We start from the raw sequence: 23,682 nt of genomic DNA, 5'->3' as shown, positions 1-23,682 counted from the left end.
TAACCCAGCTGTGCCAGTTCCCGCCCGCAGGCCTGCGCCTCGAACAGTATTTTCCTTAGCCGCGCCGTCTCGACAAGTTCCACCTACAGGAGGACTGTTGAAGGTGCACGCGCCTCCAGCATGTGCACACCAGCACCGTGGGCGGCGTCTGGAAAATTGGATATACCTGCGCGGCACCAGTTGGGGTGGTGCATGTCCGGCCCGAAAATCGGCCGGCACTGGCTGCCCGCGCTTCCCGGCATCGGCAGCCGGCACCTTCACTCCGAAAAACAGTGGCCGGTTGGGCCAGTCACGCAATGGGTCGAATCGGCCGCAGCTGCGCATCGGCATTTATCAGATCGTCGTTTAAGAAAGCACTGCTATGAAGCACTATCGGGGAACCACACCGAGATCCAACAAACTGGCATTCATCGTCGCATTCGCTGTTGCACTACTCGCCTCATTGGCTGCAGCCGGCCCCGCATCAGCCGACGGACGGGGCCACCGTAACTGGCAGGTCCAAGTGGGCTCTGAGTCCTGGGACCAAGAGATCCAAGGCATGGCGTTCCTCCCGTCAGAGATCTTTATCAATGAGGGAGACACCATTCATTGGCGGGCGAACTCCGCAGAAATCCATACCGTCACGTTCCTGGCGTCGGGCCAGTCGCTGCAACCATTCGATCCGTTCAATGACGATGAGCTGCAACAGCGCGGAAAGAATCACTACGATGGAAAGTCCTACTACAACTCGGGCATCATGGCCAACGTGGACGTGCCCGGCTTCCCATCAGTCAAGGACTACAGCCTTACATTCCCCTGGAAAGGTGACTTCACCTACTACTGCTTGGTCCATGGCATGGTGATGAAGGGTACCGTCCATGTGCGGGATCGTGGGACGGACTACCCCTACAGCCAGGCGGACTACGATCGCAGATCAGCGGCGCAGGAGCATTCCATCATTCGTGACGGCGAACGGCTCGACGCCTCGCTGGCTGAGGACGCAACCGACCACCTGGTAATCGCCGGGGGTGACGACGGCGTTGCGATGGTCATGCGCTTCGTCCAGCCGACCGTCACGGTGCACCGTGGCGACTGGGTAACCTTTGCGAATACAGGCATGGGTGCTCCCCATACCGTCACCTTTGGTACCGAGCCGGCGAACATTTTCGCCCCATCCGGCACGCCTGACAATTTCACCGGCGGTGACCTCAACTCTGGATTCATGCCTCCCGGGGCGCTCTTCAAGGTGAAATTCCAGACCGAGGGAACTTTCAGGTACATCTGCGCCCTCCATGACTACATGGGCATGGTGGGCAAGGTGAGGGTCGTCGACTGACACCACAGTTACCCTCGAGATACGCGGTCCGGTCGGGCGATTGCCCGGCCGGACCCGTTTGCGTTCGGGGTCAGCGCAGCCCCATCGCTTCCCGGACCTCGTCGAGGATGTGGTGCATGGCCCGTTCCGCCTCCGCGGTGTCGCCCCCGGCCACGGCCGTCGCAACAGCTTCATGCGCCTGCAGTGCCTCGCTCCTCGGCTTGAACGGCATGAGCCCCTGCCGGGTCCGGCTGGTCAGGACCTCCGCGATCATCCCTTCCAGGGCGCGGAACATTTCATTGCCACAGCTTCGCAGCAGCAGCTGATGGAACGCGATATCGGCGGCCAGGAAGGCCTGGAGGTCGCCGGCCTCGCCCAGCCGGCGGAGGTCGGCGGCCAGGGACACCAGTTGTGCACGCTCTGCGGCGCTGGCCCGGCGTGCCGCGCCCGCTGCGGCGATGGGCTCGACGGCGATGCGCAGCTCGGTGAGGCTGCTGTACTGCAGGTCCCGCCGGTCCGAGGCCAGCCGCCAGCGCACCAGGTTCGGGTCGAAAACGTTCCAGAGCGATGGTTCCTGCACCACGATGCCCACGCGCCGCCGCGAGTAGACCAGGTTCATCGATTCCAGGACCTTCATGGTGTCCCGGGCAACGGTCCGTGAGATTCCGTACTCGTGCTGCAGCCCTTCAAGGGTGAGCCGTGTGCCAGGGACGAGCTCCCCGGAAGCTATGGCAACCCCCACCGCCTCAATAACCCGCCCCTGCGCCGCCGGGGAGGGGCCGCCGTCGTGCACTTCATCGCCGTCCTGGATTGTCGCCGTCGACATTCTTCTCCCCGTTCCGTTACGCGCCGCTGCGCCCCTCCAGAATAGCCGGGAAAGCGGCAAAGGTATGACTTGTGACACGAATAGATAGCATCTTTGATGAAGAAAGGTGATACCTTATCGCTTGGCCCGATGAACACCGGGCCGGCAGCGAGCTTCTTCCAAAGCCAAAGACGTCTTCTCCGGAGGTATGACATGCAGTATCCAGCCACGCACCTGGTGGTCATGGGCGTTGCCGGTTCCGGCAAATCCACCCTGGCGGCCGCCCTGTCCCAACAGCTGGGATGGGACTGCGCCGAAGCCGATGAATTCCACCCGGAAGCGAACATCACCAAGATGAGCCAGGGCATTCCCCTCCAGGACGAGGACCGCTGGCCCTGGCTCGAGGAGATCCGCAGCTGGATGACCGCGCAGGCCGCCGTCGGCAAGAGCACCGTCCTCACCTGCTCCGCGCTCAAGCGCGGCTACCGTGAGCTGCTCGCCGGCGCCGAAGGCCGCGTCATCTTCCTCCATCTCGACGGCGGCGCGGACCTGATCAGCCAGCGCATGCAGGGGCGCGTGGGTCACTTCATGCCGCCCACCCTGCTGCCCAGCCAGCTGGCAACCCTTGAGCCGCTCAGCCAGGAAGAGCTGGACGCAGGCAGCCTCCGCCTCGACATCTCGCGCTCACCCGAAGAACTGGTCGCCGCCGTCGTGCAGGCCCTCAACCTCCCCTCCGGCCAGGCGCCCACAGCGTCCTGACCCCCAGTCCCCAACCCTGTTTCAAAGGAGAACCATGACCATCGAAGGATGGACCCAGACGATGGGCGCAGGCCCCCTGCTGCTCATCGCCGCAGCGGCAATTCTTGTGCTGCTGTTCCTGATCATCCGGCTGCGGATGCACGCCCTGATCGCCCTGATCCTCATCAGCCTGGCCACCGCCTTTGCCACCGGCATCCCCGCCAACCAGGTGGTCCCGGTCCTGGTCAACGGCTTTGGCACCACCCTGGGGACCGTGGCACTGCTGGTGGGCCTGGGCGCGATGCTGGGCCGGATCGTGGAAACCAGCGGCGGCGCCAAGGTGCTGGCCGACTACCTGATCGGCGTCTTCGGTGAAAAGCGCGCGCCGTTCGCGCTGGGCCTGGCCTCGCTGATCTTTGGCTTCCCCATCTTCTTCGACGCCGGCCTGGTGGTCATGCTGCCGGTGGTCTTCGCCGTCGCCCACCGCCTGGGCGGGGGAGTGCTGCGCTACGGCCTTCCCGCCGCCGGCGCCTTCTCGGTGATGCACATCTTCCTGCCGCCGCACCCCGGTCCGGTCTCCGCAGCCGCCTTCTTCGATGCCAACATCGGCCTGGTGCTGATCGCCGGCCTCATCACCGCCATCCCCACCTGGTATGTCACCGCCTACCTGTACGGCTTGTACACCGGCCGGAAGCTGGTCCTCCCGGTTCCCGAAATCCTGGGCCACGCCAGTGCCGACGCCGAGGCGCACCCGCCGAAGTTCCGCACCATCATCGGGCTGCTGCTCCTGCCGCTGGTCCTGATCTTCCTCAACACCGGACTGAACACCCTGGCCTCCTCCGGAGCCCTGGACGCCTCCGTCAAGAAGGAACAGTGGTTCCAGATCCTTCGGACCATCGGTGAAACCCCGGTGGCCCTGCTGATTGCCGTGCTCGCGGCGCTGTTCGTGCTCGGTACCCGCCGGGGCCGCGACGCCGGGGCGCTGGAGAAGCTGCTCGAATCCTCCCTGGGCCCGGTCTGCTCGGTCATCCTGATCACCGGCGCCGGCGGCATGTTCGGCGGCGTCCTGCGCACCTCCGGCATCGGCAAGGCGCTGGCGGATGTCCTGGGCAACCTGGGCATCCCGCTGATCCTGGCCGGGTTCCTGATCTCCGCCATCCTGCGCATCGCCCAGGGTTCAGCCACGGTCGCCCTCACCACCACCGCGGGCCTCATTGCCCCCGCGGTCGCAGCAGGCGGCCTGAACGGCATGCAGATCGCCGCCATGGTGATTGCCGTCGCCGCCGGATCCGTGGTGGTCTCGCACGTCAACGACTCCGGCTTCTGGCTGGTGGGCCGGTTCTTCGGGATGGACGTCAAGACCACCCTGAAGACCTGGACCGTGATGGAAACCCTGATCGGCGTGATGGGCTTCGCCATCGCCGCTGCCATCTTCCTGGTGGCCGGTGTGGCGGGCTGACGCTTCACGCTGAGTGACGGCGGGGCGGCTGGTGGGAACACCGGCCGCCCCGCCGTCGTTGTTCCCCTTGGCGTGCTTTCCCTATGCGCCGCCCGCCGACCAAAGGACACCCCTTGACTCCTCGCACCATCGTGATCACCGGCGCCAGCGACGGCATTGGCGCGGCAGCCGCACGGACGCTGGCCAAGGCAGGGGAGCAGGTGGTCGTCGTCGGCCGTTCCGCCGAAAAGACGCGCGCCCTGGCGGGGGAGATCGGTGCAGACTTCTACCTCGCCGACTTCGCCGACCTGGCGCAGGTGCGTGAACTCGCCGCCAAACTCGAGGAAAAGTACCCCCGGATCGACGTCCTGGCCAACAACGCCGGCGGCATCATGGGCAAGCGCACGCTCACCGTGGACGGCAACGAATCGACATTCCAGGTTAACCACCTGGCACCATTCCTGCTGACCACGCTCCTCATGGACACGCTCACCGCCAGCAAGGCCAAGGTGGTCAACACCTCCAGCGGCGCCAACAGCTTCGGCAAGCTGGACCTGTTCGACCTCAGCGCCGAGCACGGATACAGCACCAACCGCGCCTACGGCACGGGCAAGCTCGCCAACATCCTCTTCACGTCCGAGCTGCACCGCCGCTTCCACGACCAGGGAATCACGGCGGCGGCATTCCACCCGGGCGTGGTCCGCACCAACTTCGCGGCGGAGTCCGGGAGCCCGTGGCGGCACGCGTACACCACCTTGCTGAACCGCTTCATGCTCAGCCCTGATCAGGGTGCCGACACCCTGCTGTGGCTCATCAACGGCACCCCCGGCACCGACTGGATCTCCGGGGCCTATTACTACAAGCGCTCCCTGGCCAAGGCCAACCCGCAGGCATACGACGCCGAGCTGGCCCGCGGCCTGTGGGAGAAGAGCGAAGAGCTGGTCAAGGCCTTCGTCTAGCCCTACCGTTCGCAGGCCAGGCCGTCGTGGTCGGCGTCCAGTCCGTAGATATCGCTGCCTATGACCTGGATGGGGCCGCGGACGTACGCCGGCCCGTTGCCGCTTCCGCCGGCGCAGTCCACGTCGGAGGCAATGGGAACGCAGCCTGAATAGTTCGGATCGCAGCCGGGATTGGTCCCCGGAACGGGTTGGGCCACGGGAGCCGGAGGCGCAGCAGCCTTTGCGGCTGCCGCATTCGCAGCTGCCTTGTCCGCTGCTGCCTGGACTGCCGCAGCATCCTGGGCGGCCTTCGCTTCGGCGGCCTGCCGGGCAGCGGCCTCTGCGGCGGCTGCATCAGCGGCTGCCTTGTCGGCTGCCGCCTTATCTGCGGCTGCTTTGTCGGCTGCGGCTTTTTCCGCGGCCGCCTTCGCTGCAGCCGCGGCTGCCAGCTTCTCGGTGACCCGCTTGGACTGCGCGGCGTCCAGCCACACCAGCCTGCCGGATTCGTCCTTGGTACAGACATAGGTGGCGCCGGCGGAAACCTGCTGCCCGTTCACTGCGGTGCAGGGCGTATCGGCAATGGGTTTTGGCGTGGGGGTTGCGGTGGCAGTTTCGCTGGCAGTTTCGCTGGCGGGGCCGGCAGCAGCGGTCAGTGAGGCCTGGGGTGCCCCGCAGCCAGCAAGCAGGAGGACGACGGCGGCAGCGGCCCCGGCGGTCAGCGTTTTGTTGGAGCCCTTCCGCCAGGCAGCCCCGGCGGTCAGCGTGTCTTCCTTGCGAGAGGTGCGGGGCGCGGAAGGGCTGTGAATTTCAGGCATGGTTCCCCCAAGTGCGTGTGCTGGATGCGGATTGCACGGCCAGCGTAGCCACGGCCGCGTGGCCGGAACCGGGTTAAGCGCAAATCTTGACGCATTCCTTCGCCAACCCTGCAGCTTCCGGTTTGCCCTGCACGCCATGACCGGATTGCGTCACTTATCGGAACTTTCCGGTCAGCCCTCCCCGAAGAGAAGGGCACCCGCTCCCGCGGAGGCGCAAAAGTCGCGCATTTACGGCACCGTGGGCCTCAGCCCTGCCGCGCCAGCGCCTCGCCGATCACGCGTGCACCCTCCGGGTAGGCGCCCGGATTCGGGCCCGAGTAGTTGAGCCGGATGAAGGCGCCGGCGGGTTCGGCCGGGAACCACTCCGTGCCCGCGGCGATGATCACCCCGGCGTCCTCACAGTCACGCACCAGGCGCGTAAGGTCCGTGGCATCGGGCAGGCGCAGCCACAGGTTCAGTCCGCCCTTGGGCAGGGCGTCGATGTGCGCCTGGGGAACGTGTTCGCGGATGCTGGCGGCCAGGAGGTCGCGGCGCGACTGGAGCTGGTGGCGGAGGCTTCGGAGGTGCGCTTGCCACCCGGGCTGCGTCACCACGTCCAGCGCGGCGGCCTGCAGGAGGCCGCTGACGTACATCGACTCGGCGGCACGCTGGCCCAGGATGCGTTCCCGCGCCGGTCCCCGGACAACCACGGCAGCAATCCGGATGGCTGTGGAAACACTTTTGGTCAGGGACCTGATGTACACCACATGCCCGGAATCGTCGCGGGTGGCCAGCGGAACAGGATCCGAGGTGATGCCGAAATCGTGGGCCCAGTCGTCCTCCACCAGGAAGGCGCCATGCCGGCGGACCACATCCAGGATCCCGTCGCCCCGGCCCGCCGCCCACTGCGCCCCGGTGGGGTTGGAATAGTTGGGCTGCACGTAGAAGGCACGGGCACCGGTCTCGGCGAAGGCGCGGTCCACGTCCGCGGGGTCCGGCCCGTCAGGACCGGTGGGCACCGGAACCAACCGCACCCCGGTCTGGGCGGCGGCGAGGATGGCGCCCCAGTACGACGGCGACTCAATAAGCAGCGGCTGTCCCGCGCCCACCAGCGCCCGGAAGATGGAACTGAGGCCGCTTTGGCTTCCGGGCAGCACCACCACGTCGTTCGGGGTGGGAGGCGTGATCCCCACGGGGGTGGCCAGTCCCAGTTCCTGCGCGAACCATTGCTGCAGCTCGGGCATGCCGGCGGCCGGCGGCCGTGCCAGTGCGGCGTCACCACGGGCAGCGCGCGTCAGCGCGGCGCGGACCAGGCGCTCCGGCAGCAGCTCACGGTCCGGGTAGCCGGAATGGAACCAGATGGCATCGCCGGGAACGTTGCGCATGGTGCCCGACGACGACGGCAGCGGGGACGACGGCGACCTCAGCGCAGCCGTTTGCCAGCCATAGTCCGAGGGGCGTGCCGTGCGGACCGCACGGACAAAGGTCCCAACGCCCGGCCGGCTTTCGACCAGCCCCTGGGCCGTCAGCACCTGCAGCGCCTTCTGCACGGTCACGGGGCTGGCCTGGTACTCGGCCACGAGCTGGCGGGTGGACGGCAGCTGGGCTCCCGGAGCCGCGCCGGCGACCCATTGCCGGAGTGCCGCAACGATCCGCGAACTGCTATCGTTATTCATGAAATATCATAGTAGCGCTACTGTGCTGAATGGCCCAGTGATACTGCCGCAAAATGCCACCGGAATCTGGTGGGGCCTGCTGGGCGTGGCGGCCTTCTCCTTCACCGTCCCGTTCACCCGCGTGGCCGTCGCAGGCATCCCGCCACTGTTCATCGGCTCCGGCCGGGCCGTCATGGCCGCTGTTCTCGCGGCCGCAGCACTCGCCATCACCCGCCAGCGGCTGCCGCAACCGCGCATCTGGCCGCGCCTGGCGCTCGTGGCCGGCGGCGTCGTCGTCGGCTTTCCGCTGCTGACGTCCTACGCGCTCACCGCGGTGCCGGCAGGGCACGGGGCCGTGGTGATCGCCCTCCTGCCGGCCGCCACGGCCACGGTGGCGGTCCTGCGCTCCGGCGAGCGGCCGCCTGCCGTCTTCTGGGCGGTGATGGCGCTCGGCTCGCTGGCGGCGTTCTCATTTGCCTTCCTGCAGTCCGGCGGTGTGGGGCATCTGCACTGGGCCGACCTCCTGCTGCTCGGTGCCGTGGCCTGTGCCGCGGTGGGGTACGCCGAAGGCGGTCTCCTGGCGCGCCAGCTCGGCTCCTGGCAGACCATCGCCTGGGCGCTGGTCCTTGCCGCCCCGGCCATGCTGGTCCTGGCCGTGCTCTCCGTCCTGGACCAGCCGCCGTCGGCCACGCCCGTCCAGTGGGCGGCCTTCGCCTACCTCGCGGTGGTGAGCATGTTCCTGGGCTTCTTCGCCTGGTACCGCGGCCTGGCCATCGGCCCCATGGCGCAGGTCAGCCAGATCCAGCTGCTCCAGCCGGTCCTCAGCATCGGCTGGGCCGCGCTCCTGCTGGGAGAAGCGCTCACCTGGACCACCGTGATCGGCGCCCTTGCCGTCATCCTCTGCGCCGCCGCGGCCGTCCGCGTCCGCCTCAAACCAGCCCTGTGACCTCCTGAAGGGACTCCCCATGTACATTCCCGCCCACTTCGCCGCCGACCCCCAGGCCGTCCAAAACCTCCTTGCGGCGCCCGGCGCGGCCAACCTGGTCACCATGACGGACCGGGGCCTGCTGGCAACGCTGCTGCCTTTCGCCTTCAACCCGGCGGTGGGGGAGCACGGCGCGCTGCAGGCCCACATGGCGCGGAACAACCCGCAGTGGTCCGCGACGCCCGCCGGCGATGCCCTGGCCATCATCCAGGGGCCGGACGACTACATCTCGCCCTCGTGGTACGCCTCCAAGGCCGAGCACGGCCGCGTGGTCCCCACCTGGAACTACAGCACGGCACATGTGTACGGGCAGCTGGTGGTCCATGACGACGCCGGCTGGCTGGCCACGCACGTCCGGCACCTGACCGGCCTGCACGAGAACCGCCGGGAGGACCCCTGGACCGTGGACGATGCGCCGGAGAAGTTCATTGCCGGGCAGCTGCGGGCGATCGTCGGCGTGGAACTGGTGATCACCCGGATCGAGGCGAAGGAAAAACTGAGCCAGAACCGCTCCGACGCCGACGCTAAAGGAGTGGCTGCGGGACTCCGGGCCGGCGGGCGTGAAGCCGCCGCGGCCGCTGTCGAACGCGTCCGCGGCAGGTGAGCCGGGAACCTACGCGGCCCGTTCCAGCAGCACCATCACCTCGTAGTGCGTGGTCTGCGGGAACATGTCCAGGACCCGGGCGCGCCGGGCGGTGAACGACGGGAGGGCGGCCAGGTCTCGGGCGAGGGACTGTGCGTTGCAGCTGGAGTACACCACGTGCTGCACGTCCGAGGATTCCAGCCAGCCGCACAGCTCCTTCCCGATGCCGCGCCGCGGCGGGTTCACGATCACCAGGTCCGGCGACTGCCTGCTGGCAAGGGCAAACGCGGTGGCGTCGCCGGCCTGGAAGTCCATCCCCTGCAGCCCGGCCTCGTCACTGCTGATGCGGGCAGACACGATCGCCTCGCTGCTGGTTTCAATGCCGGTGACGGTGCGGGACGGGGCGGCGCTGTGCAGGGCGAACCCGCCCACGCCGCAGTACAGGTCCCACACCGAGGCCGGCGCCAGTTCGTTGACCCACTCGCGCCCCTGGCGGTACAGCGCCGCGGCCATATCGGTGTTGGTCTGGAAGAAGCTTTGCGGGCGCAGGTGCAGGTTGACGTCGTTGACCCGCATGTTCAGGGTGGACTGCCGGGTCAGCAGGATTTCCCGGTCGCCTTCCAGCACGGCTTTGTGTTCCGGGTGCAGGTTGACGGAGACCACCTTCACCTGCGGCAGTGCGGCCAGCAGTTCCGGGAGGTGCTTCCGGATGCGCGGCACCGTTTGGTCCGAGCGCAGGACCAGCCGGAGCATGATCTCCCCGTCCGGTGATTCGGTGATGATCACGTGCTTGAGCTCGCCGGTCCGGCCCGGAACGTCATAGGGCGTCAGGCGGACCCGGCGGATGAAATTGGCCAGCACGGGGAAGCAGGCCAGCAGGCCGGGGGAGCAGACGCCGCACTTGCGCAGGTCAACGCCATGGCCGTCGGCGTCGAGGATCCCGATGGTGGGGTTCTGGGCGGTTCCGCCAATCACCATTTTGGCCTTGTTGCGGAAGCCCGATTCCTGGCTCGCCACCGGCGGCAGCCATTCCAGTGTCGTGTGATCTGACAGGAGGGTCTGACAGTGCAGCTGCTTGCCGGCCAGCTGCTCGCCGTAGGGCCTGCCCATCTGGGTGCAGGAGCGGCAGGTGCCGGCATCAAAATAGGAACAGCGCATGACCGGACAAGTTTACCCGGTGCGCCATCCCGGCCACGACGTGAAGGTCCGACGACGGCACCCGGCCAGGTGCCGACGTCGCCCTTTCCAGGGCGGGTCAGCGGACCGGCCCTGCCAGGTGCGACGTATCATCTCCTAGTGCTTTCGTTCTGGAGCCGGGCCGACTCGTGTCTGCTGTTGAAATCTCATGCGGTGAAGGGTGGACATGGAGCGGGCAAGTCTTGACCGGATCGATCAGAGCATCCTTGCGGAGCTGACCCGCAACGCCAGGATCAGCCATGCGGAGCTGGCAGCGAAGGTGCTTCTGTCCCGCAATGCCGTGCGGCAGCGGATCGACCGCATGGAACGGCAGGGGTATATCCAGGGCTATACGGTGGTCACCGGTGCGCCCGGACAAGGGCCTGTCTCGGCCTTCCTTATGGTCTACCGGAAGGACAGGGTGCGCGGATCCGATGTGATATCCCTGCTGCAATCGATCCCGGAAGTGGTCCTCTGCGATGTTGTCAGCGGCGACTTCGACCTGCTGGTCCGGGTGGAAGCCCGTTCCCTGGAGCGCATCCAGGAAATCTGGGAACAGATTGCTGCCGCTCCCGGAGTGACGGACACGGTGACGGCCATGACACTGTCCAACTACGTCCGGCGGGGCACGGCAGTCCAGCCCACCTAGACCCCGCCGTCCCGGCGCTTGATGCAGACAACCTTCGGCTGGGTCATCTCCTCGTAGGCGAACCGCACACCTTCGCGGCCCATGCTCCCGTACTTGGACCCACCGAACGGCATGCCATCGAAGCGGTAATCCGAGGAATCGTTGATCATCACGCCACCTGCATCGATGCGGCCGGCAGCCTCCAGTGCAGTGCCAAGGGAGCGCGTGAAGATTCCCGCATGTAGGCTGAAGTCCACCGCATTCGCCAGGTCCACCGCCTCGTCAAAGGTGCTGAACGGCTGCAGCAGCACCACTGGTCCAAAGACTTCTTCGTTCCAGAGCTCGCTCCCCATGGGGACGTTCTCCAGCACCGTAGGCTCCAGGACATTGCCGTTCCGGATATTGCCGGCCAGGACCACGGCGCCTGCGCTGACGGCCGCATCAATTTTGGCCTGGAGGTGTTCCACCGCTGCCGAAGTGATCATCGGACCCACATCCGTGCTTTCCGCTGCAGGATCGCCCGCCACCAGCCGGGACGTTTCGTCAAGGAACCGCCGGCGGAACTCCGAGTACACGGTCTCGGCCACGAGGAGGCGCTGTGCTCCCACACAGTTCTGGCCGGCGGCCCAAAAGGCACCGGAGACGCAGGCTTCCACGGTGGCAGCAATGTCGGCATCTTCCATCACGATCACCGGTGCATTGCCGCCCAGATCCATGGACAGCTTCTTCAGCCCTGCTGTCCGGGCGATGGCCTCACCGGTCGAAAACCCGCCGGTGAAGGACACCATCCGTATGTCACGGTTCCTGACGATGGCCTCCGCAACGTCCCTGCCCCCATGGACAACCGTAAGCACTCCGTGGGGCAGGCCCGCTTCGGTAAGGACGTCCGCCAGCATTTGGGCGGACAGGGGAGTCAAGGCCGACGGCTTGAGGATCACGGCGTTTCCTCCCGCGATGGCCGGGCCCACCTTATGCGCCACCAGGTTCAGGGGGTCGTTGTACGGCGTAATGGCCGCGATGATGCCCAAGGGCTCGCGGGAGTACCAGCCAATGCGGTCTTCCGAGCCCTCATAGGAGTCAAAGGGGATCGTTTCTCCTGCATTCCGGCGTGCTTCTGCCGCCGACAGGCGCAGGGTGTTGACCGCCCGCAGCACTTCCTTGCGTGCCTGCCGGATGGTCTTGCCGCTTTCAGCGGAGATGGTCCCGGCAAAATCCTCCGCCCGCGCGTCCATCAGCATGGCAGCCGAGTCCAGGAGCTTCCCGCGGGTGTGGCGGGACATTCCCCTGGCCTGCACGGCCCCGGCCCGGGCTGTCTCGAAGATCGTTTCCATGGCCTCCGGTGCGGTCAGTGCCACTGCTCCCACTACCCGGCCATCGTAGGGGCTCTGCACCTCAGTGAAGGCGGGCAGTGCCTTCTCAAATGGCGCAAGTGTCGATTCACGCATTGGTGGCCACCTGGTTCCTGGCGCCGTGCATGGCGATGATGTCCGAGAGCAGGGCATAGGCCGTCTCCACCCGTCCGGCCCCGGGGCCGGAAACCGTTACCGGGCCGAGGAGGTCGGTGTTGAAGGACACCGCGTTGTTCGCTCCGGAAACTCCCGCGAGCCCATGGTCAAGGGGGAGTGCGGCGGGGGCAACGCCGGCGCTTACTGTCCCGTCCGGGTTGCGCCGCGCCGAGCCCACCAGTTTCCACCTCCGGCCCTGGCCAGCGGCCCTGCTGAGGACTTGGTGGGTCAGCGCGGAGATGCCCTGGCGCTGCACATCGGCAAGGGTGAGGTCCGCGCCCAGGAGTTCATTCGCCAGGATCAGGACTTTGAGCTGGACGTCGTAGCCTTCGATGTCAGCGGTGGGATCCGCCTCTGCGTACCCCCGCTGCTGGGCTTCGCGCACTGACTCGTCAAAGCTGAGGCCTTCTTCCATCCGGCCCAGAACGTAGTTGCTGGTGCCGTTGAGGATGCCCTCGAACCCGTTGAGGGCCAGGCCTGGAAGCAGTTGCTTCGCGAAACGGAGCACGGGGGTTCCGCTCATCACCGCGCCCTCGAATTCGAAGCCCAGGCCATTTCTCCGGGCAAGCTCCGCCAGTTCCGCGCCATGCAATGCAACTGGGCCCTTGTTGGTGGTGCAGACGCTCTTCCCTGATTCCAGGGCCCAGCGGACGTGGGATGCTGCGGGCTCACCGTCCGTGGGGTTGGTGAAGGTTGCTTCGCAAATGATGTCGGCAGGGCACGTCCGGATGACATGCTCGTTGTCCGGCTCTGCGGACCCCCCGCATGCTGCGAAGGTCTCCACGCCAGGATCGAGCCGGAAGGCTGCGGCCAGGTCAATTCCCCCGGCCTGCACCAGCGAGCCGAGGCGAAGGTCCGTAATGGCCACCACCCGCAGGCCGAAACCCAGTTTGAGGCTGAGTTCATCCCCGCGGGTGGCGATCAATTCAGCAAGTGTCCTGTTGACGCCGCCGAAACCGATCAGCGCGATGTCGTATGTGGTCATGGTGCTCCTTCAATCTGTTCATTGGTTGCTCCCATCGTGGCCCCACCAGCTGTCCGTCATGACATGTCCAAATGCCCAAACGGGCAGGCAGAACGACCATTGACCTGCCGGTTCGACATGTCAGTGTCACGTAGTAAACGTGCAACATTTGCATCTTCATATGACTTTGATGACTAAAAACGCGTTTTTGTGTTACTTTCGTCACTGTCGACGCACTCATAGCCCCTTTCGGACAGGCAGGCGAAATGCGGCCGCCCTTCCGACCCTTTCCCCAACTGGAGGCATCCCTTGGAATCTTCGACCCCCCTGACCCTCAAGCCAGAACCTGGCGCGCCCCCTTCCGCAGAAGCGGGACTCCACCGCTCCATGGGCCCTGGGCATCTGGTCATGATCGCCATGGGCGGAGTGATAGGTTCCGGCTTGTTCCTCAGCTCGGGCTACACCATTTCGCAGGCAGGGCCACTCGGCGCCGTCCTTGCCTATCTCGTTGGCGCCTTTGTGGTCTACCTGGTGATGGCATGCCTTGGTGAGCTCGCCATCGCGTACCCCGTCTCCGGGGCGTTCCACATTTACGCTGCCCGGTCCATCGGACCGGCCACCGGCTTCGCAACCGCCTGGCTTTATTGGCTGTGCTGGGCAGTGGCCATCGGGTCGGAATTCACCGCCTCGGGCCTGCTGATGCAACGGTGGTTCCCCGGCGTTGACGTGTGGGTGTGGTGTCTCGTATTTGCGGCCACGCTGTTCGGTCTGAACGCCGTTTCGTCCAGGTTCTTTGGCGAGTCGGAGTTCTGGTTTGCCATCATCAAGGTCGCGGCGATCATCGCGCTCATCGTCCTTGGGGGTGCAGCCCTGCTGGGCTTCCATCCGCTCAGCGAAGGCAGCAGCCACCCTTTCCTCTTCGAGAATTTCAATACTGAGGGAGGCCTGTTTCCCAACGGATTCACTGGCGTTCTGATTACCGCGCTCGCCGTCTTTTACGCCTTTTCCGGATCTGAACTGATCGGTGTGGCGGCCGGGGAAACGAAGGATCCCGCCACGAGCATTCCCAAAGCGATGCGAAGCACCGTCATCCGCCTGCTGGTGTTCTTCGTCGGGGCCATCGCTGTCATTGCCGCTACTATTCCGTACCAGGAAGTAGGGCTTGACGAGAGCCCGTTTGTGACGGTGTTTACGGCCACCGGTGTTCCTTTCGCTGCTGACCTGATGAACTTTGTCATCATCACGGCGCTGCTGTCCGCCGGCAACAGTGGATTGTTTTCCTGTGCGAGGATGCTCTATTCCCTTGCAAATGAAGGCCACGCGCCGCAGGCGCTCAAGAAGCTGACGCGCCGGGGTATCCCCATGACCGCACTGTCGGTGAGCATGCTCGGCGGGCTGGCATCCCTCATCAGCAGCGTGGTGGCTCCTGAAACTGTCTACCTGGCATTGGTGTCGGTGGCGGGCTTCGCTGTGGTGGGTGTGTGGATGTCCATCACCGCTTCGCACTTCTTCCACCGGCGCTCATTCGTCAGGAACGGCGGGAACGTGGCTGCACTGGCCTACAAAGCCCCGTTCTTTCCGGTGGTGCCCATCCTGGCATTTACCCTCTGCGTCATCTCACTCGTCGGCATAGCTTTTGACCCCAACCAGGTCGCGGCCCTGTACTTCGGTATTCCTTTCGTTGCGGCCTGCTACGGCTACTTCCACTTCAGGTACGGGCGGAAGCGCTCTGCCGGCGTGCCTGCCTAGGACGTGAACCATAGCTGAGGCCCGGCGCAGACGCGTAAAGCGTCTGCGCCGGGCCATGGCTGCATTCGGGGCGCGGAGAAGCGTGTGGCATCAGGGGCACCCCTCACGTGTGAAGATAGACCGGTTGACGGTGGAAGGAGCAGCAAGGGTGGACGAAACTGCCCCGGAGGCGTCGTCGCTGGCGCAGGGACTGCGGATTGTGCGCCTGGTGGTTGACAGGGAAAAGACCGGCAAGCAGCTCCTGGGCGTTTCCCAGCTGGCCGCTGAGCTGGACATGGACCAGAGCCGGGTATCCCGCCTCACCCAGGAACTGTGCGACCTTGGCCTCCTGGAGCGGCCCGAACGCGGTCCGTTCCGGGTCGGGAGGAGCTTCTTCGGCCTTGCAGCCAACCTCAATACGGGCTGGATACAGCACGCCGGGGCTGAACTGGAGAGCCTGGTGGCCGCCACCGGTCTGCGCTCCCGTGTGTCCGTACGGGACGGTTACCGCGTCATTTTGCTGCTGGCATCGAGCAACGATTCACGTGCAGGCAGCTTTGTCCAGCCCGGCATGGTGACGCCGGCTTGGTGCACGGGATCCGGGCGGGCCCTGTTGTGGGACCACAAGCAGCGGGCCTTCGAGGCATTGCTTTCCGACGTGAATTTCATCGGCGTTGGTGGTCCCGGTGCCGCCCACTCCATCCCCGAGGCCTGGGAGTTGATGGTCCGGGACAAAGCCGAGGGCTGTGTTGCTGCCGTGGAGGAATTCGAACACGGCATTGTCGAAGTTGCTGTCCCCATCCGCGATCCCCAGGGTGGAATCGTTGCTTCGCTCAGTGTTCTTGGAAGCCGGGCGGAGATGGGTTCCCAGGCCCGGGAACTGGCCGATGTCCTCGCCGGGGCCGCGGCCAGGCTGGGGGCTGCCCGGCCCACCCCCGAAGGGTAGCGGGCCGCAGCCTAGGGCTGTTTGCTGGGGGACGGGCAGCCCAGCATGGCTTCAAGCCACGTCCCCTGCGCTGCCAACGCCTTGGCATGGTCAGCCTGGCGGGGCTCAAGCCGGCTTTTCGGGCCCACGATCTGCAGGGCGGCCACCACGTCGCCCCTGAAGTCCCGCACGGGAACGGCCAGCGAATACAGGCCAGGTTCAGCTTCCTCATCAACCACGGAATAGCCGCGCCGCCTCGCCGCCTTGAGGCGCGCCAGGAAGTCCTCGACGTCGGCCGGTGTGTTGGGGCCGTGCTTCACGAAAGGGACCTGCGCAAAGACCTTACGCACCTGCGCCTCGGAGGCCTCCCAGAAGAGTGCCTGGCCGGCGTCGCTGCAGTAGGCAGGGTAGGGCCGGCCCAGCCATGAGCCCACCATTTTGCTGGTTGCGGGGATACTTTCGCCCACCGTAACGGTGCTGTCCCCGCTGAGGACACCCAGGAAGCATCCTTCATCAGTCTCGCTTGAGAGCCGCTCCAACGCGGCCGCACCGTCGGTGTGCAGGCGGCGCCGGGTCAACAGGTGGGCATCGGTCAGCACGCTCCAGTCCAGGGCAAAAGTGCGTTGCGCTGTTCGGCGCAGGAACCCTTCCTGCTCTGCCGTCCGCAGGCTCCGGGACACCTGGCTGCGGTCCTTGCCGAGGTCGGCGGCAATTTCGGCCACGGTGCCGCCGGGGAGGCCGTGGGCGTGGCGCTCCCCGGCAGCCAGGACCGCCGTGATTCCCCGTCCCATGCTTGAAGTCCTCGACATGGTCCGAGTCTAAATGACTGTTGCCTGCCGTTAGGAGATGGCAAAGACGCGGGCGGGAAAGCCGCTTCCCTGAAGCGGCTTGGCCCAACTGGCCACAATTACGGCTCCTGCCTCCGGAAGGCCGGTGAGATCCGCCAGCAGTTCAATCTGCCAGCGGTCCTGGGCGAGGATGTACGTTTCCAGGCCGAAATCCCCGTTGGAGGTTGCCAGGCCGGGATCTGTATCCGTCTGCTCGTGCCCGATGGCGGAAATTGAGCGTTCCTCGACGAGGAAGGACAGAACTTCCCGTGACCAGCCGGGCGTGTGGCTGACGCCGTAAGCATCCCGGTTGGCCATGGCCTCGCTGTCCGGCCAGCGCCGGCTCCAACCGGTCCTCAGCGCTACAAAGGAAGCGGCCGGAATCCTGCCATTCCGCTCCTCCCAGTCCCGGACATGGTCCAGGCTGGGTGTGGCGTCCGGGTTACCGGAAACGTCCTTGGTGATGTCCAGCACCACCAGCGGCAGGATCATGTCCTCCACAGGAATGCAGTCCAGGGTGCGGCCGCCCCGGATGAAATGTGATGGCGGGTCCACGTGTGTTCCCCATTGACCCACGATGGAATACCTGTGCGCCGTGAAGCCGTCGCCTTTGTCGAGATCGAAAAGCGCTTCCCGGGTTTCGTTTGGAAAGGCGGGAAAGTGCGGCTGGCCGGGATGAAAAGCGTGGGTGAGGTCGGTGAACTGCCGTCCTTCCAACACGGACTGCAGGGTAGGCCAGAGGCCGGTGGCGGTGTCAATCATGAGGCAGCCGCTCCGGAACGGTCTTTGGCGCGCAGGCCCCCGGCCACGCTCACGGGCCCGGTCACCTCGATGACCGGCAACTCCCAGGGATGGATATCCACTAACTCCTTGATGAACTGTTCCACCACATGGTCCTCAAGGGCGGCATCAAAGTACGTGGTGAACACGAAGGTGGGCGAAACCGTGTGTTCCCCCACCGTGCCCAGGGTGGGTACGGCACCCTCGCCGCAGGTGAACCCTTCCAGGCCAACGCCCGACTCAAAAACGTGCTTGTAGTTCCCAAAGTCGCCGAGCTCGCGGAACTGCTCCACGGCATGCAGAAGCGCGGCCAGGCCCGGGTCCTGCCGGAGAGCGGAGACCTCCCCGGCCGCTATCCGTGTGAAGGTTTCTGTGCTGATGGGCCAGTGCACCCGAAGCTTGCGGACTGTATTCAGCTGCACACTCACGTGTGGTCCTCCTATATGGCTCGTAGATGCCTGTCATCGTGGCACACAGTGATGTTCATTACAAGCATGAGAAATTGTTTATAATGATTATTGTCAACGCAGTTATCCAGTTCGGAGTCGGCATGCCCAGCAACGCACCCCTGTCCAGCCTCCTTTCACAGGAAAGCCCCCTGGTCTCCGATGGCGCCCTTGCAACGGAGCTGGAGGCCCGCGGCTGCAACCTGGCAGACCCCCTGTGGTCTGCCAAAGTGCTGCTGGAACAGCCCGACCTCATCCGGGACGTTCACCGGGACTACTTCGCGGCGGGTGCCAACATCGCCACCACCGCCAGCTATCAGGCCACGCCCCAGGGTTTTGCCGCGCGGGGGATTGGAGGCCGGGAAGCCCTGGAACTGGTTGCCCTGTCCGTCCAGCTGGCGGCTGAAGCGCGCCAGGAGCACCTGGCCGGGCATCCCGATGCCGGGCCGCTGCTGGTCGCCGGTTCCGTGGGACCCTATGGCGCCTACCTCGCTGATGGTTCCGAATACCGCGGTGACTACGTGCTCAGCCCGGCGGAGTTCAGGGACTTCCATGGCCCCCGGATGGCCGCCTTGGTCAACGCCGGCGTCGACCTCCTGGCCTTTGAAACACTGCCTTCCTTCGCCGAAGCCGAAGCCCTGCTGTCACTCAGCCGGGAACGCGGCGTCGACACCTGGTTCTCCTTTTCACTGCGCGACGGCGGGCACATCAGCGACGGAACTCCGCTTGCCGACGTGGCCCGGCTCCTTGACGGCCAGCCGCACGTCGCCGCAATAGGGGTGAACTGCGTCCCGCTCAACCTCGTCACGCCGGCGCTCGCAGCACTGCGGGAGCACACGGACAAGCCGCTGGTGGCCTACCCCAACTCGGGGGAGACCTACGATCCGGGGACAAAGACGTGGAGCCAGGACCTGACCGCGGCAGCAGGCGCCCCCGCCAGCCTTGGCTCAGCCGCCCCTGAGTGGAGGAAGCTTGGTGCCCGGATCGTGGGTGGCTGCTGCCGGACCACACCCCGCGACATAGCCGTATTGGCCCGGCGGGCGGGCAACGCCTAGCTTCACGTCATTGCGCCGGTTCAGGAACACTGGCGGATCCACAGGTGTTAAAACCTATGGAGAAACGAACCATGGACAACAGAACTTACACAGCACTTGTAGTACCGGCCGGCAATTCCGAACCGATCCGCATCGAGCAGGTGCCCGCGGACCTGCAGGCCCTGGAAGCCTTGGTGGATGGGCCGCTGGAGTCGGTAATCCGCGGCGACTGGCATGTCTACCTGAACGCCGAAAGCGTCACCATGCTCCTGCCGGTCAACGTCCGCGCCGGGCAGCTGATGCACGAATGCGGCCTGGACCTTGACGGGATCCGCGGCACCGCCGTCTTCCTTGGCCGCGGCGAACACGGGGCTGAAGCGGACATCCCGGACCATCTGGCCCGGCTCGCGGAGGAGCTTTTCGGGGCGCCGCTGGCCGCGTAGGTCCGCGTACCTCCGGTGTGGCCTTCCGTCGTGGGGCACATTGAATGGGAAACGGGCCGTGCAGGCCCTGATCTCCGGCGGGTCCGTGTCAATGTGCCCCAATTCCGGGGCGGCCGTCGCAGCAGGCCGTGCAAAACCTAGTCCCCGCGGACCCCATACGTGCTCAGCACGTTGCCCTTGCTGGTGGTGGACTGGTCCTGCAGCACCAGCCGGGTCAGTGGGTCGCCGTCCTGGAACAGCTTGCGGCCGCTGCCGGCAATGACCGGATGGGTCATCAACTGCAGCGAGTCCAGCAGCCCGGCGAAGAGCAGCTGCCGCACCACGGAGATGCTTCCGCACACGGCGATCTCGCCGCCGTCGCGCTCCTTCAAGCGGGCAACGAACTCCTCCAGCGGTGCGTCCATCAGTTGGGAATTCTGCCATTCCAGCGGCCCGGTGAGGGTGCGGGAGGCAACGAACTTCTCCACCGGGTTGATGAACGCGGCGAAGTCCTGGTCAGTCGAGGCGTTCGGCCAATAATCGGCCCACTCCTGGTAGCTGACGCGGCCCAGGACCACGGTATCCACGGTGTCCATCATCCTGGTCAGGCCCGCGCCAAGTTCCTCGTCGAAGCTGTCGAACTGGAACTTGAAAGGTTCGGACACCACCCCGTCCACGGAGTGGAACAGGCCGGCAGTGACTTTGCGCATGGGAACCTCCAGTTTTTTGGGCGGACAGGCATTACGGTATTCGCCCAAGGCTGTTCCGGGAAGGGCGCGGGCAGGGCCTTTTTGGCCAGGGAAGCCTTACGACGGCGGGTGCTTGCGTTAGCTTCATCACTCGCCGTGTCGTCTTGCGCAGTTTCATGCCGGCCGGGCCCCATACTTGTCTTTGAGCGGCTTTTGCCGTCCCCCGGCCAGGCAGGAGGAAGTGCATGGAAACCCTGAAAAAAGTCGTGACCAACCAGTATTTTCCTGCCGGCGCCGTACTGACGGCCGTGGTGCTGTTTTGGGTCGTGGGCATGCTCGGCGGACTGTCACTGCTCAACAACAACCAGCCGCCGCTTACCACCCTGACCTGGATGCTGTTCGTCTACGGCGCCGCGGTTCTGACCCCCCTCGCGGGGCTGCTTGCCGCCGTCGATCTGGTCCGCCGCTGGCGCCGTAACCGCGGCGCCGCACCTGCCGTGGAGGCCAACCTTTCCTCCGAGGCTGGGGAAGCGTCGCAGCCTGAAGCTTCCCCTGCGCAACCCGCCGTCTCCCAACAGGCACCGGCCAAGCCGCAGCGTTCCGGCCGGCAGGAAGCAGCCTAGGCGAAGCAGCCCAGGTTGCGGGCGCCGTGCCTAGCGCCCCTTCAAAGCGTTCAGCGCCTCCTCTGCGTGGTGCAGGGCCTGCCCGAGCCGGTCGCCGGGCTCCGGCAGTGAGAACAAATAACCCTGCAGCGAATCGCACTCCAGCGCCGCCAGGTAATCTGCCTGTGCCACCGTCTCGATCCCTTCCGCAGTGACTGTCAGTCCCAGGCTGTGGGCCATGTTGATCATGGAGCTGAGAATGGGCAGGCGTTCGTTTCCGGTCCGCACCATGGACACGAACGACTTGTCGATCTTCACCGTGTCCACCGGCAGGTCCTGCAACCGGCCCAGCGAGGAGTAGCCTGTGCCGAAATCATCCAGCGCCACCCTGGCCCCGGCGTCGCGGAGCGTGCTGAGCTGCCGGATCAGGCTGCAGTCGGCGTCGAAGAACACGCTCTCGGTGACTTCCATGACCAGCTGGTAGGGGGCCACGCCGCTGGCCTTCGCCAGCCTCAGGACGGACTCGGCGAAGTCCGGTTCCTGCAGCTGGACGCCGGAGACGTTGACGGCCAGGGAACGCGAGGGATCCTCGCTGAGCCAATGTGCCAACTGCACCATCCCGGAAGCCATCACTTCGGCCCCGATTTCACTGATCAGCCCCGTCCGCTCGGCCAACGGGATAAAGATCGACGGCGGCACCCGCTCGCCATCGCGGTCCCACCTGGCCAGCGCCTCCAGTTGGACCACCTGCCCCATGCGCTGCGAAACGATGGGCTGGAAGTCCACGGTGATTTCGCCGCGCGGTACGGCCAGCCGCAGCCCGCTTTCCATGTGCGTGCGCTGCACCAAAGCCTGCATCATGTCCGGATGGAAGCGCAGGAACCGGTTCTTCCCTGCCGCCTTGGCTGCATACATCGCGATGTCCGCGTGCCGCAGCAGCTCCGACGGCCCAACGCTGTCCTGCCCCAGGGAGGCGAGGCCCAGGCTCAGGCTGGGCCGCAGGACGCTGCCGTTGATGGTCACCGGAACGTGAAGGCAGCGAACGATACACGCCGCGATGGCGTCGGCGTCCGGGCACGCCGTCATGAGCACCACGAACTCGTCCCCGCCCAGCCGTGCAACAACGTCTGCCGTTGGGACGCAGCCCCGGAGCCGGCGTGCCACTTCGATGAGCATGTCATCGCCCGCCTGGTGGCCAAGGATGTCATTGACCTCCTTGAAGTCGTCCAGGTCAAGGAGCAGGACGTCCACCGTCTTCAGCCGGGGTTCCAGCAGTGCTTCGGCCAGGGCGTCGTTGAACACCGCCCTGTTCGCCAGTCCGGTCAGCGGGTCCTGGAACGCCATGGCCCGCAGCTTTTCAGCCTGCACGGCCAGGTCCATCATGGCCCGGTGCGCCTGCTCCTGCGCTTTCCGCCGCGGCGTGACATCGCGGAAGCTCCAAACCCGGCCGACGATCTTTTCCCCCACCCGCTGGGGGCGGGAATACCGTTCATAGGTACGGCCGTCCCTGAACTCAACCACGTCATGGCTTTCGGCGGCCGGGTCCTGCTGGAGTTCCCCCAGCCGGGCCGTGAAGGCCACAGGATCTGCCACCTGCTCCACGACGAGCTGCATGACCGGTTCTTCGCTGTCCGCTTCCATAAGTTCCGGCCGGATGCCCCACATGGTCAGGAATTGTTCGTTGAAGCCTGCAACCCTGCCGTCGTTGCCCATCACCAGGATGCCGTCGGCAGTGGATTCAAGGGTGGCCGTCAGCAAGGACATCGCCTCCCGCAGGCCATCGTCCGCCGCCTTGCGGTGAGCCGTGCCGCGGGCTGAAAGCAGCAGGCGCGCTTCGGATTGCGCAGTCATTTCTCCTGCATGCCCCGCCGGTCCAGGCTCCCCACGAGTGTCGGCCGCGGCTCGCTGGGGGAGGAGTGCGGCCGCAACCTCGATGGGGATCTCGGCACCGTCCTGGCGCAGCCCCATGATCTCGCGCGGCCGCGGATACTCTTCCGGCTCTGCAAGGAGTTGGTGGAACAACAGGCCCACCTCGTCACGGAAGCCCTCCGCGATCAGTTGGCGGTGGTCCCTGCCGGTAAGGGCCTCCTCCGCCAAGCCGAAGAGCCTCGATGCTGCCGGGTTGGCCGCAAGAATGATGCCCTCTGTAGTCAGTGCCAGCAGCGCGTCCGGACTCTCGTCCATGACAACACCAAAAGTTTGTAATGCCACATTCTTGTCACGGCCCGTAAAACTGGTCATCACACCACCCCTTCGCCATCATAAAGGCCATCCACGGGAATTGGATGCGTACGGGGAGCCGCAAATTTGCCACGTTGGACGTAAAAAGCGCCGTCCTCCTTTTGCGGAGTCCGGCGCTTCTTACTTAATTATTTATGTGCTGCGGCTACACCCGGCGGCCGCTGCGGTTGGTGACTGCTCCATAGATCAGGAGAACGATGATGGAGCCGAGGATGGCCAGCAGCCACGTCCTGAGATCGAAGAATTCGGCCAGTCCACCGCCAAAGATGAGCGATCCGATCCAACCGCCCAGGATGGCTCCGACTACGCCGAGGACCAGGGTCACTACCCAGCCGCCGCCTTGGCGACCTGGCAGGATGGCCTTCGCAATGGCTCCAGCAATCAGGCCCAAAATGAGAAATCCGATAATGCCCATGTTGCCACTCCTTGTCAGTAAGTTGTGCCGGGCCCCCATTTCCGGTTCCATCATTCAATCAGCAGGCTTA

The 23,682-nt window shown here is 65.6% G+C and carries 24 protein-coding genes; 12 read left to right on the top strand and 12 right to left on the bottom strand.

What is annotated here, in order from left to right:
- Positions 1-361: 361 nt before the first annotated feature.
- A complete protein-coding gene (locus tag ASG86_RS08655) occupies positions 362-1,315 on the top strand; it encodes a plastocyanin/azurin family copper-binding protein (protein ID WP_056332544.1) in 954 nt (317 codons plus the stop codon).
- A 70-nt stretch (positions 1,316-1,385) separates the two neighbouring features.
- Here ASG86_RS08655 and ASG86_RS08650 read toward each other — a convergent pair whose 3' ends face one another.
- Entirely contained in the window at positions 1,386-2,120 is a 735-nt protein-coding gene (locus ASG86_RS08650; RefSeq protein ID WP_200946203.1) for a FadR/GntR family transcriptional regulator, read from the bottom strand.
- A gap of 192 nt (positions 2,121-2,312) precedes the next feature.
- On the opposite strand from ASG86_RS08650, the gene ASG86_RS08645 reads away from it, so the two are divergent.
- The 3 genes from ASG86_RS08645 (at position 2,313) to ASG86_RS08635 (ending at position 5,234) form a co-directional block, all read left to right on the top strand.
- Complete coding sequence (locus ASG86_RS08645; RefSeq protein ID WP_056332542.1) at positions 2,313-2,858, top strand: gluconokinase; 546 nt, start codon at positions 2,313-2,315, stop codon at positions 2,856-2,858.
- Positions 2,859-2,892: 34 nt separating this feature from the next.
- Entirely contained in the window at positions 2,893-4,296 is a 1,404-nt protein-coding gene (locus tag ASG86_RS08640; protein ID WP_056332537.1) for a GntP family permease, read from the top strand.
- Between the two features lie 113 nt (positions 4,297-4,409).
- Positions 4,410-5,234 (top strand): SDR family NAD(P)-dependent oxidoreductase, encoded by an 825-nt coding sequence (locus ASG86_RS08635; protein ID WP_156386149.1) that lies wholly within the window; start codon positions 4,410-4,412, stop codon positions 5,232-5,234.
- A gap of 2 nt (positions 5,235-5,236) precedes the next feature.
- Here ASG86_RS08635 and ASG86_RS20130 read toward each other — a convergent pair whose 3' ends face one another.
- Positions 5,237-6,028 (bottom strand): hypothetical protein, encoded by a 792-nt coding sequence (locus ASG86_RS20130; protein WP_235565139.1) that lies wholly within the window; start codon positions 6,026-6,028, stop codon positions 5,237-5,239.
- Between the two features lie 245 nt (positions 6,029-6,273).
- Positions 6,274-7,683 carry an aminotransferase-like domain-containing protein gene (locus tag ASG86_RS08625; protein ID WP_056332531.1) on the bottom strand — a complete coding sequence of 470 codons (1,410 nt, stop codon included), beginning with the start codon at positions 7,681-7,683 and terminating at the stop codon, positions 6,274-6,276.
- On the opposite strand from ASG86_RS08625, the gene ASG86_RS08620 reads away from it, so the two are divergent.
- Positions 7,682-8,608, top strand: a complete 927-nt coding sequence (locus ASG86_RS08620; protein ID WP_056332528.1) for a DMT family transporter — start codon at positions 7,682-7,684, stop codon at positions 8,606-8,608. The two genes, ASG86_RS08625 and ASG86_RS08620, sit on opposite strands and share 2 nt — an antisense overlap.
- A gap of 19 nt (positions 8,609-8,627) precedes the next feature.
- Entirely contained in the window at positions 8,628-9,251 is a 624-nt protein-coding gene (locus ASG86_RS08615) for an FMN-binding negative transcriptional regulator (RefSeq protein WP_056332525.1), read from the top strand.
- A 9-nt stretch (positions 9,252-9,260) separates the two neighbouring features.
- On the opposite strand, the gene rlmC is transcribed toward ASG86_RS08615, so the two are convergent.
- Positions 9,261-10,388, bottom strand: a complete 1,128-nt coding sequence (gene rlmC, locus ASG86_RS08610; protein ID WP_056332524.1) for a 23S rRNA (uracil(747)-C(5))-methyltransferase RlmC — start codon at positions 10,386-10,388, stop codon at positions 9,261-9,263.
- A 205-nt stretch (positions 10,389-10,593) separates the two neighbouring features.
- Here rlmC and ASG86_RS08605 point away from each other — a divergent pair, with 205 nt between their 5' ends.
- On the top strand, positions 10,594-11,055 hold the full coding sequence (locus ASG86_RS08605; protein ID WP_056332972.1) for an Lrp/AsnC family transcriptional regulator: 462 nt from the start codon (positions 10,594-10,596) through the stop codon (positions 11,053-11,055).
- Here ASG86_RS08605 and ASG86_RS08600 read toward each other — a convergent pair.
- Together ASG86_RS08600 and ASG86_RS08595 are read right to left on the bottom strand one after the other, a co-directional pair.
- Entirely contained in the window at positions 11,052-12,479 is a 1,428-nt protein-coding gene (locus tag ASG86_RS08600; protein WP_056332523.1) for an aldehyde dehydrogenase family protein, read from the bottom strand. The two genes, ASG86_RS08605 and ASG86_RS08600, sit on opposite strands and share 4 nt — an antisense overlap.
- A complete protein-coding gene (locus tag ASG86_RS08595) occupies positions 12,472-13,524 on the bottom strand; it encodes a homoserine dehydrogenase (RefSeq protein ID WP_056332521.1) in 1,053 nt (350 codons plus the stop codon). The genes ASG86_RS08600 and ASG86_RS08595 overlap by 8 nt, the downstream gene beginning before the upstream one ends.
- Positions 13,525-13,812: 288 nt before the next feature.
- Here ASG86_RS08595 and ASG86_RS08590 point away from each other — a divergent pair, with 288 nt between their 5' ends.
- The gene (locus tag ASG86_RS08590) at positions 13,813-15,252 is read left to right on the top strand and encodes an amino acid permease (RefSeq protein WP_056332518.1); all 1,440 of its coding nucleotides are present in this window, start codon (positions 13,813-13,815) and stop codon (positions 15,250-15,252) included.
- A gap of 148 nt (positions 15,253-15,400) precedes the next feature.
- The gene (locus tag ASG86_RS08585) at positions 15,401-16,177 is read left to right on the top strand and encodes an IclR family transcriptional regulator (RefSeq protein ID WP_056332515.1); all 777 of its coding nucleotides are present in this window, start codon (positions 15,401-15,403) and stop codon (positions 16,175-16,177) included.
- An 11-nt stretch (positions 16,178-16,188) separates the two neighbouring features.
- Here ASG86_RS08585 and ASG86_RS08580 read toward each other — a convergent pair whose 3' ends face one another.
- The 3 genes from ASG86_RS08580 to ASG86_RS08570 are packed head-to-tail and all read right to left on the bottom strand — an operon-like array spanning position 16,189 to position 18,191.
- Positions 16,189-16,965 (bottom strand): IclR family transcriptional regulator, encoded by a 777-nt coding sequence (locus ASG86_RS08580; protein ID WP_056332512.1) that lies wholly within the window; start codon positions 16,963-16,965, stop codon positions 16,189-16,191.
- Positions 16,966-16,995: 30 nt separating this feature from the next.
- Positions 16,996-17,745, bottom strand: coding sequence for a cyclase family protein (locus ASG86_RS08575; RefSeq protein WP_056332510.1), 750 nt, complete (start codon positions 17,743-17,745; stop codon positions 16,996-16,998).
- Positions 17,742-18,191: a hypothetical protein gene (locus ASG86_RS08570; RefSeq protein ID WP_056332508.1), complete on the bottom strand. Its 450-nt coding sequence runs from the start codon at positions 18,189-18,191 to the stop codon at positions 17,742-17,744. The genes ASG86_RS08575 and ASG86_RS08570 overlap by 4 nt, the downstream gene beginning before the upstream one ends.
- Before the next feature lie 122 nt (positions 18,192-18,313).
- On the opposite strand from ASG86_RS08570, the gene mmuM reads away from it, so the two are divergent.
- The gene (gene mmuM / locus ASG86_RS08565; RefSeq protein ID WP_056332969.1) at positions 18,314-19,264 is read left to right on the top strand and encodes a homocysteine S-methyltransferase; all 951 of its coding nucleotides are present in this window, start codon (positions 18,314-18,316) and stop codon (positions 19,262-19,264) included.
- Between the two features lie 71 nt (positions 19,265-19,335).
- A complete protein-coding gene (locus ASG86_RS08560) occupies positions 19,336-19,686 on the top strand; it encodes a DUF3846 domain-containing protein (protein ID WP_056332966.1) in 351 nt (116 codons plus the stop codon).
- Between the two features lie 137 nt (positions 19,687-19,823).
- On the opposite strand, the gene ASG86_RS08555 is transcribed toward ASG86_RS08560, so the two are convergent.
- Positions 19,824-20,375, bottom strand: coding sequence for a dihydrofolate reductase family protein (locus ASG86_RS08555; protein WP_056332506.1), 552 nt, complete (start codon positions 20,373-20,375; stop codon positions 19,824-19,826).
- A 224-nt stretch (positions 20,376-20,599) separates the two neighbouring features.
- Here ASG86_RS08555 and ASG86_RS08550 point away from each other — a divergent pair, with 224 nt between their 5' ends.
- The gene (locus ASG86_RS08550; protein WP_056332505.1) at positions 20,600-20,977 is read left to right on the top strand and encodes a hypothetical protein; all 378 of its coding nucleotides are present in this window, start codon (positions 20,600-20,602) and stop codon (positions 20,975-20,977) included.
- Positions 20,978-21,007: 30 nt separating this feature from the next.
- Here ASG86_RS08550 and ASG86_RS08545 read toward each other — a convergent pair whose 3' ends face one another.
- Both ASG86_RS08545 and ASG86_RS08540 read right to left on the bottom strand, forming a co-directional pair.
- Positions 21,008-23,140, bottom strand: coding sequence for a putative bifunctional diguanylate cyclase/phosphodiesterase (locus tag ASG86_RS08545; RefSeq protein WP_082566721.1), 2,133 nt, complete (start codon positions 23,138-23,140; stop codon positions 21,008-21,010).
- Between the two features lie 202 nt (positions 23,141-23,342).
- Positions 23,343-23,612, bottom strand: coding sequence for a GlsB/YeaQ/YmgE family stress response membrane protein (locus ASG86_RS08540; RefSeq protein ID WP_056332502.1), 270 nt, complete (start codon positions 23,610-23,612; stop codon positions 23,343-23,345).
- Between the last annotated feature and the right edge of the window lie 70 nt (positions 23,613-23,682).

It is taken from the genome of Arthrobacter sp. Soil764 (assembly GCF_001428075.1).
Lineage (GTDB): Bacteria > Actinomycetota > Actinomycetes > Actinomycetales > Micrococcaceae > Arthrobacter.
This window is presented reverse-complemented; position numbering and strand designations above follow the sequence as displayed.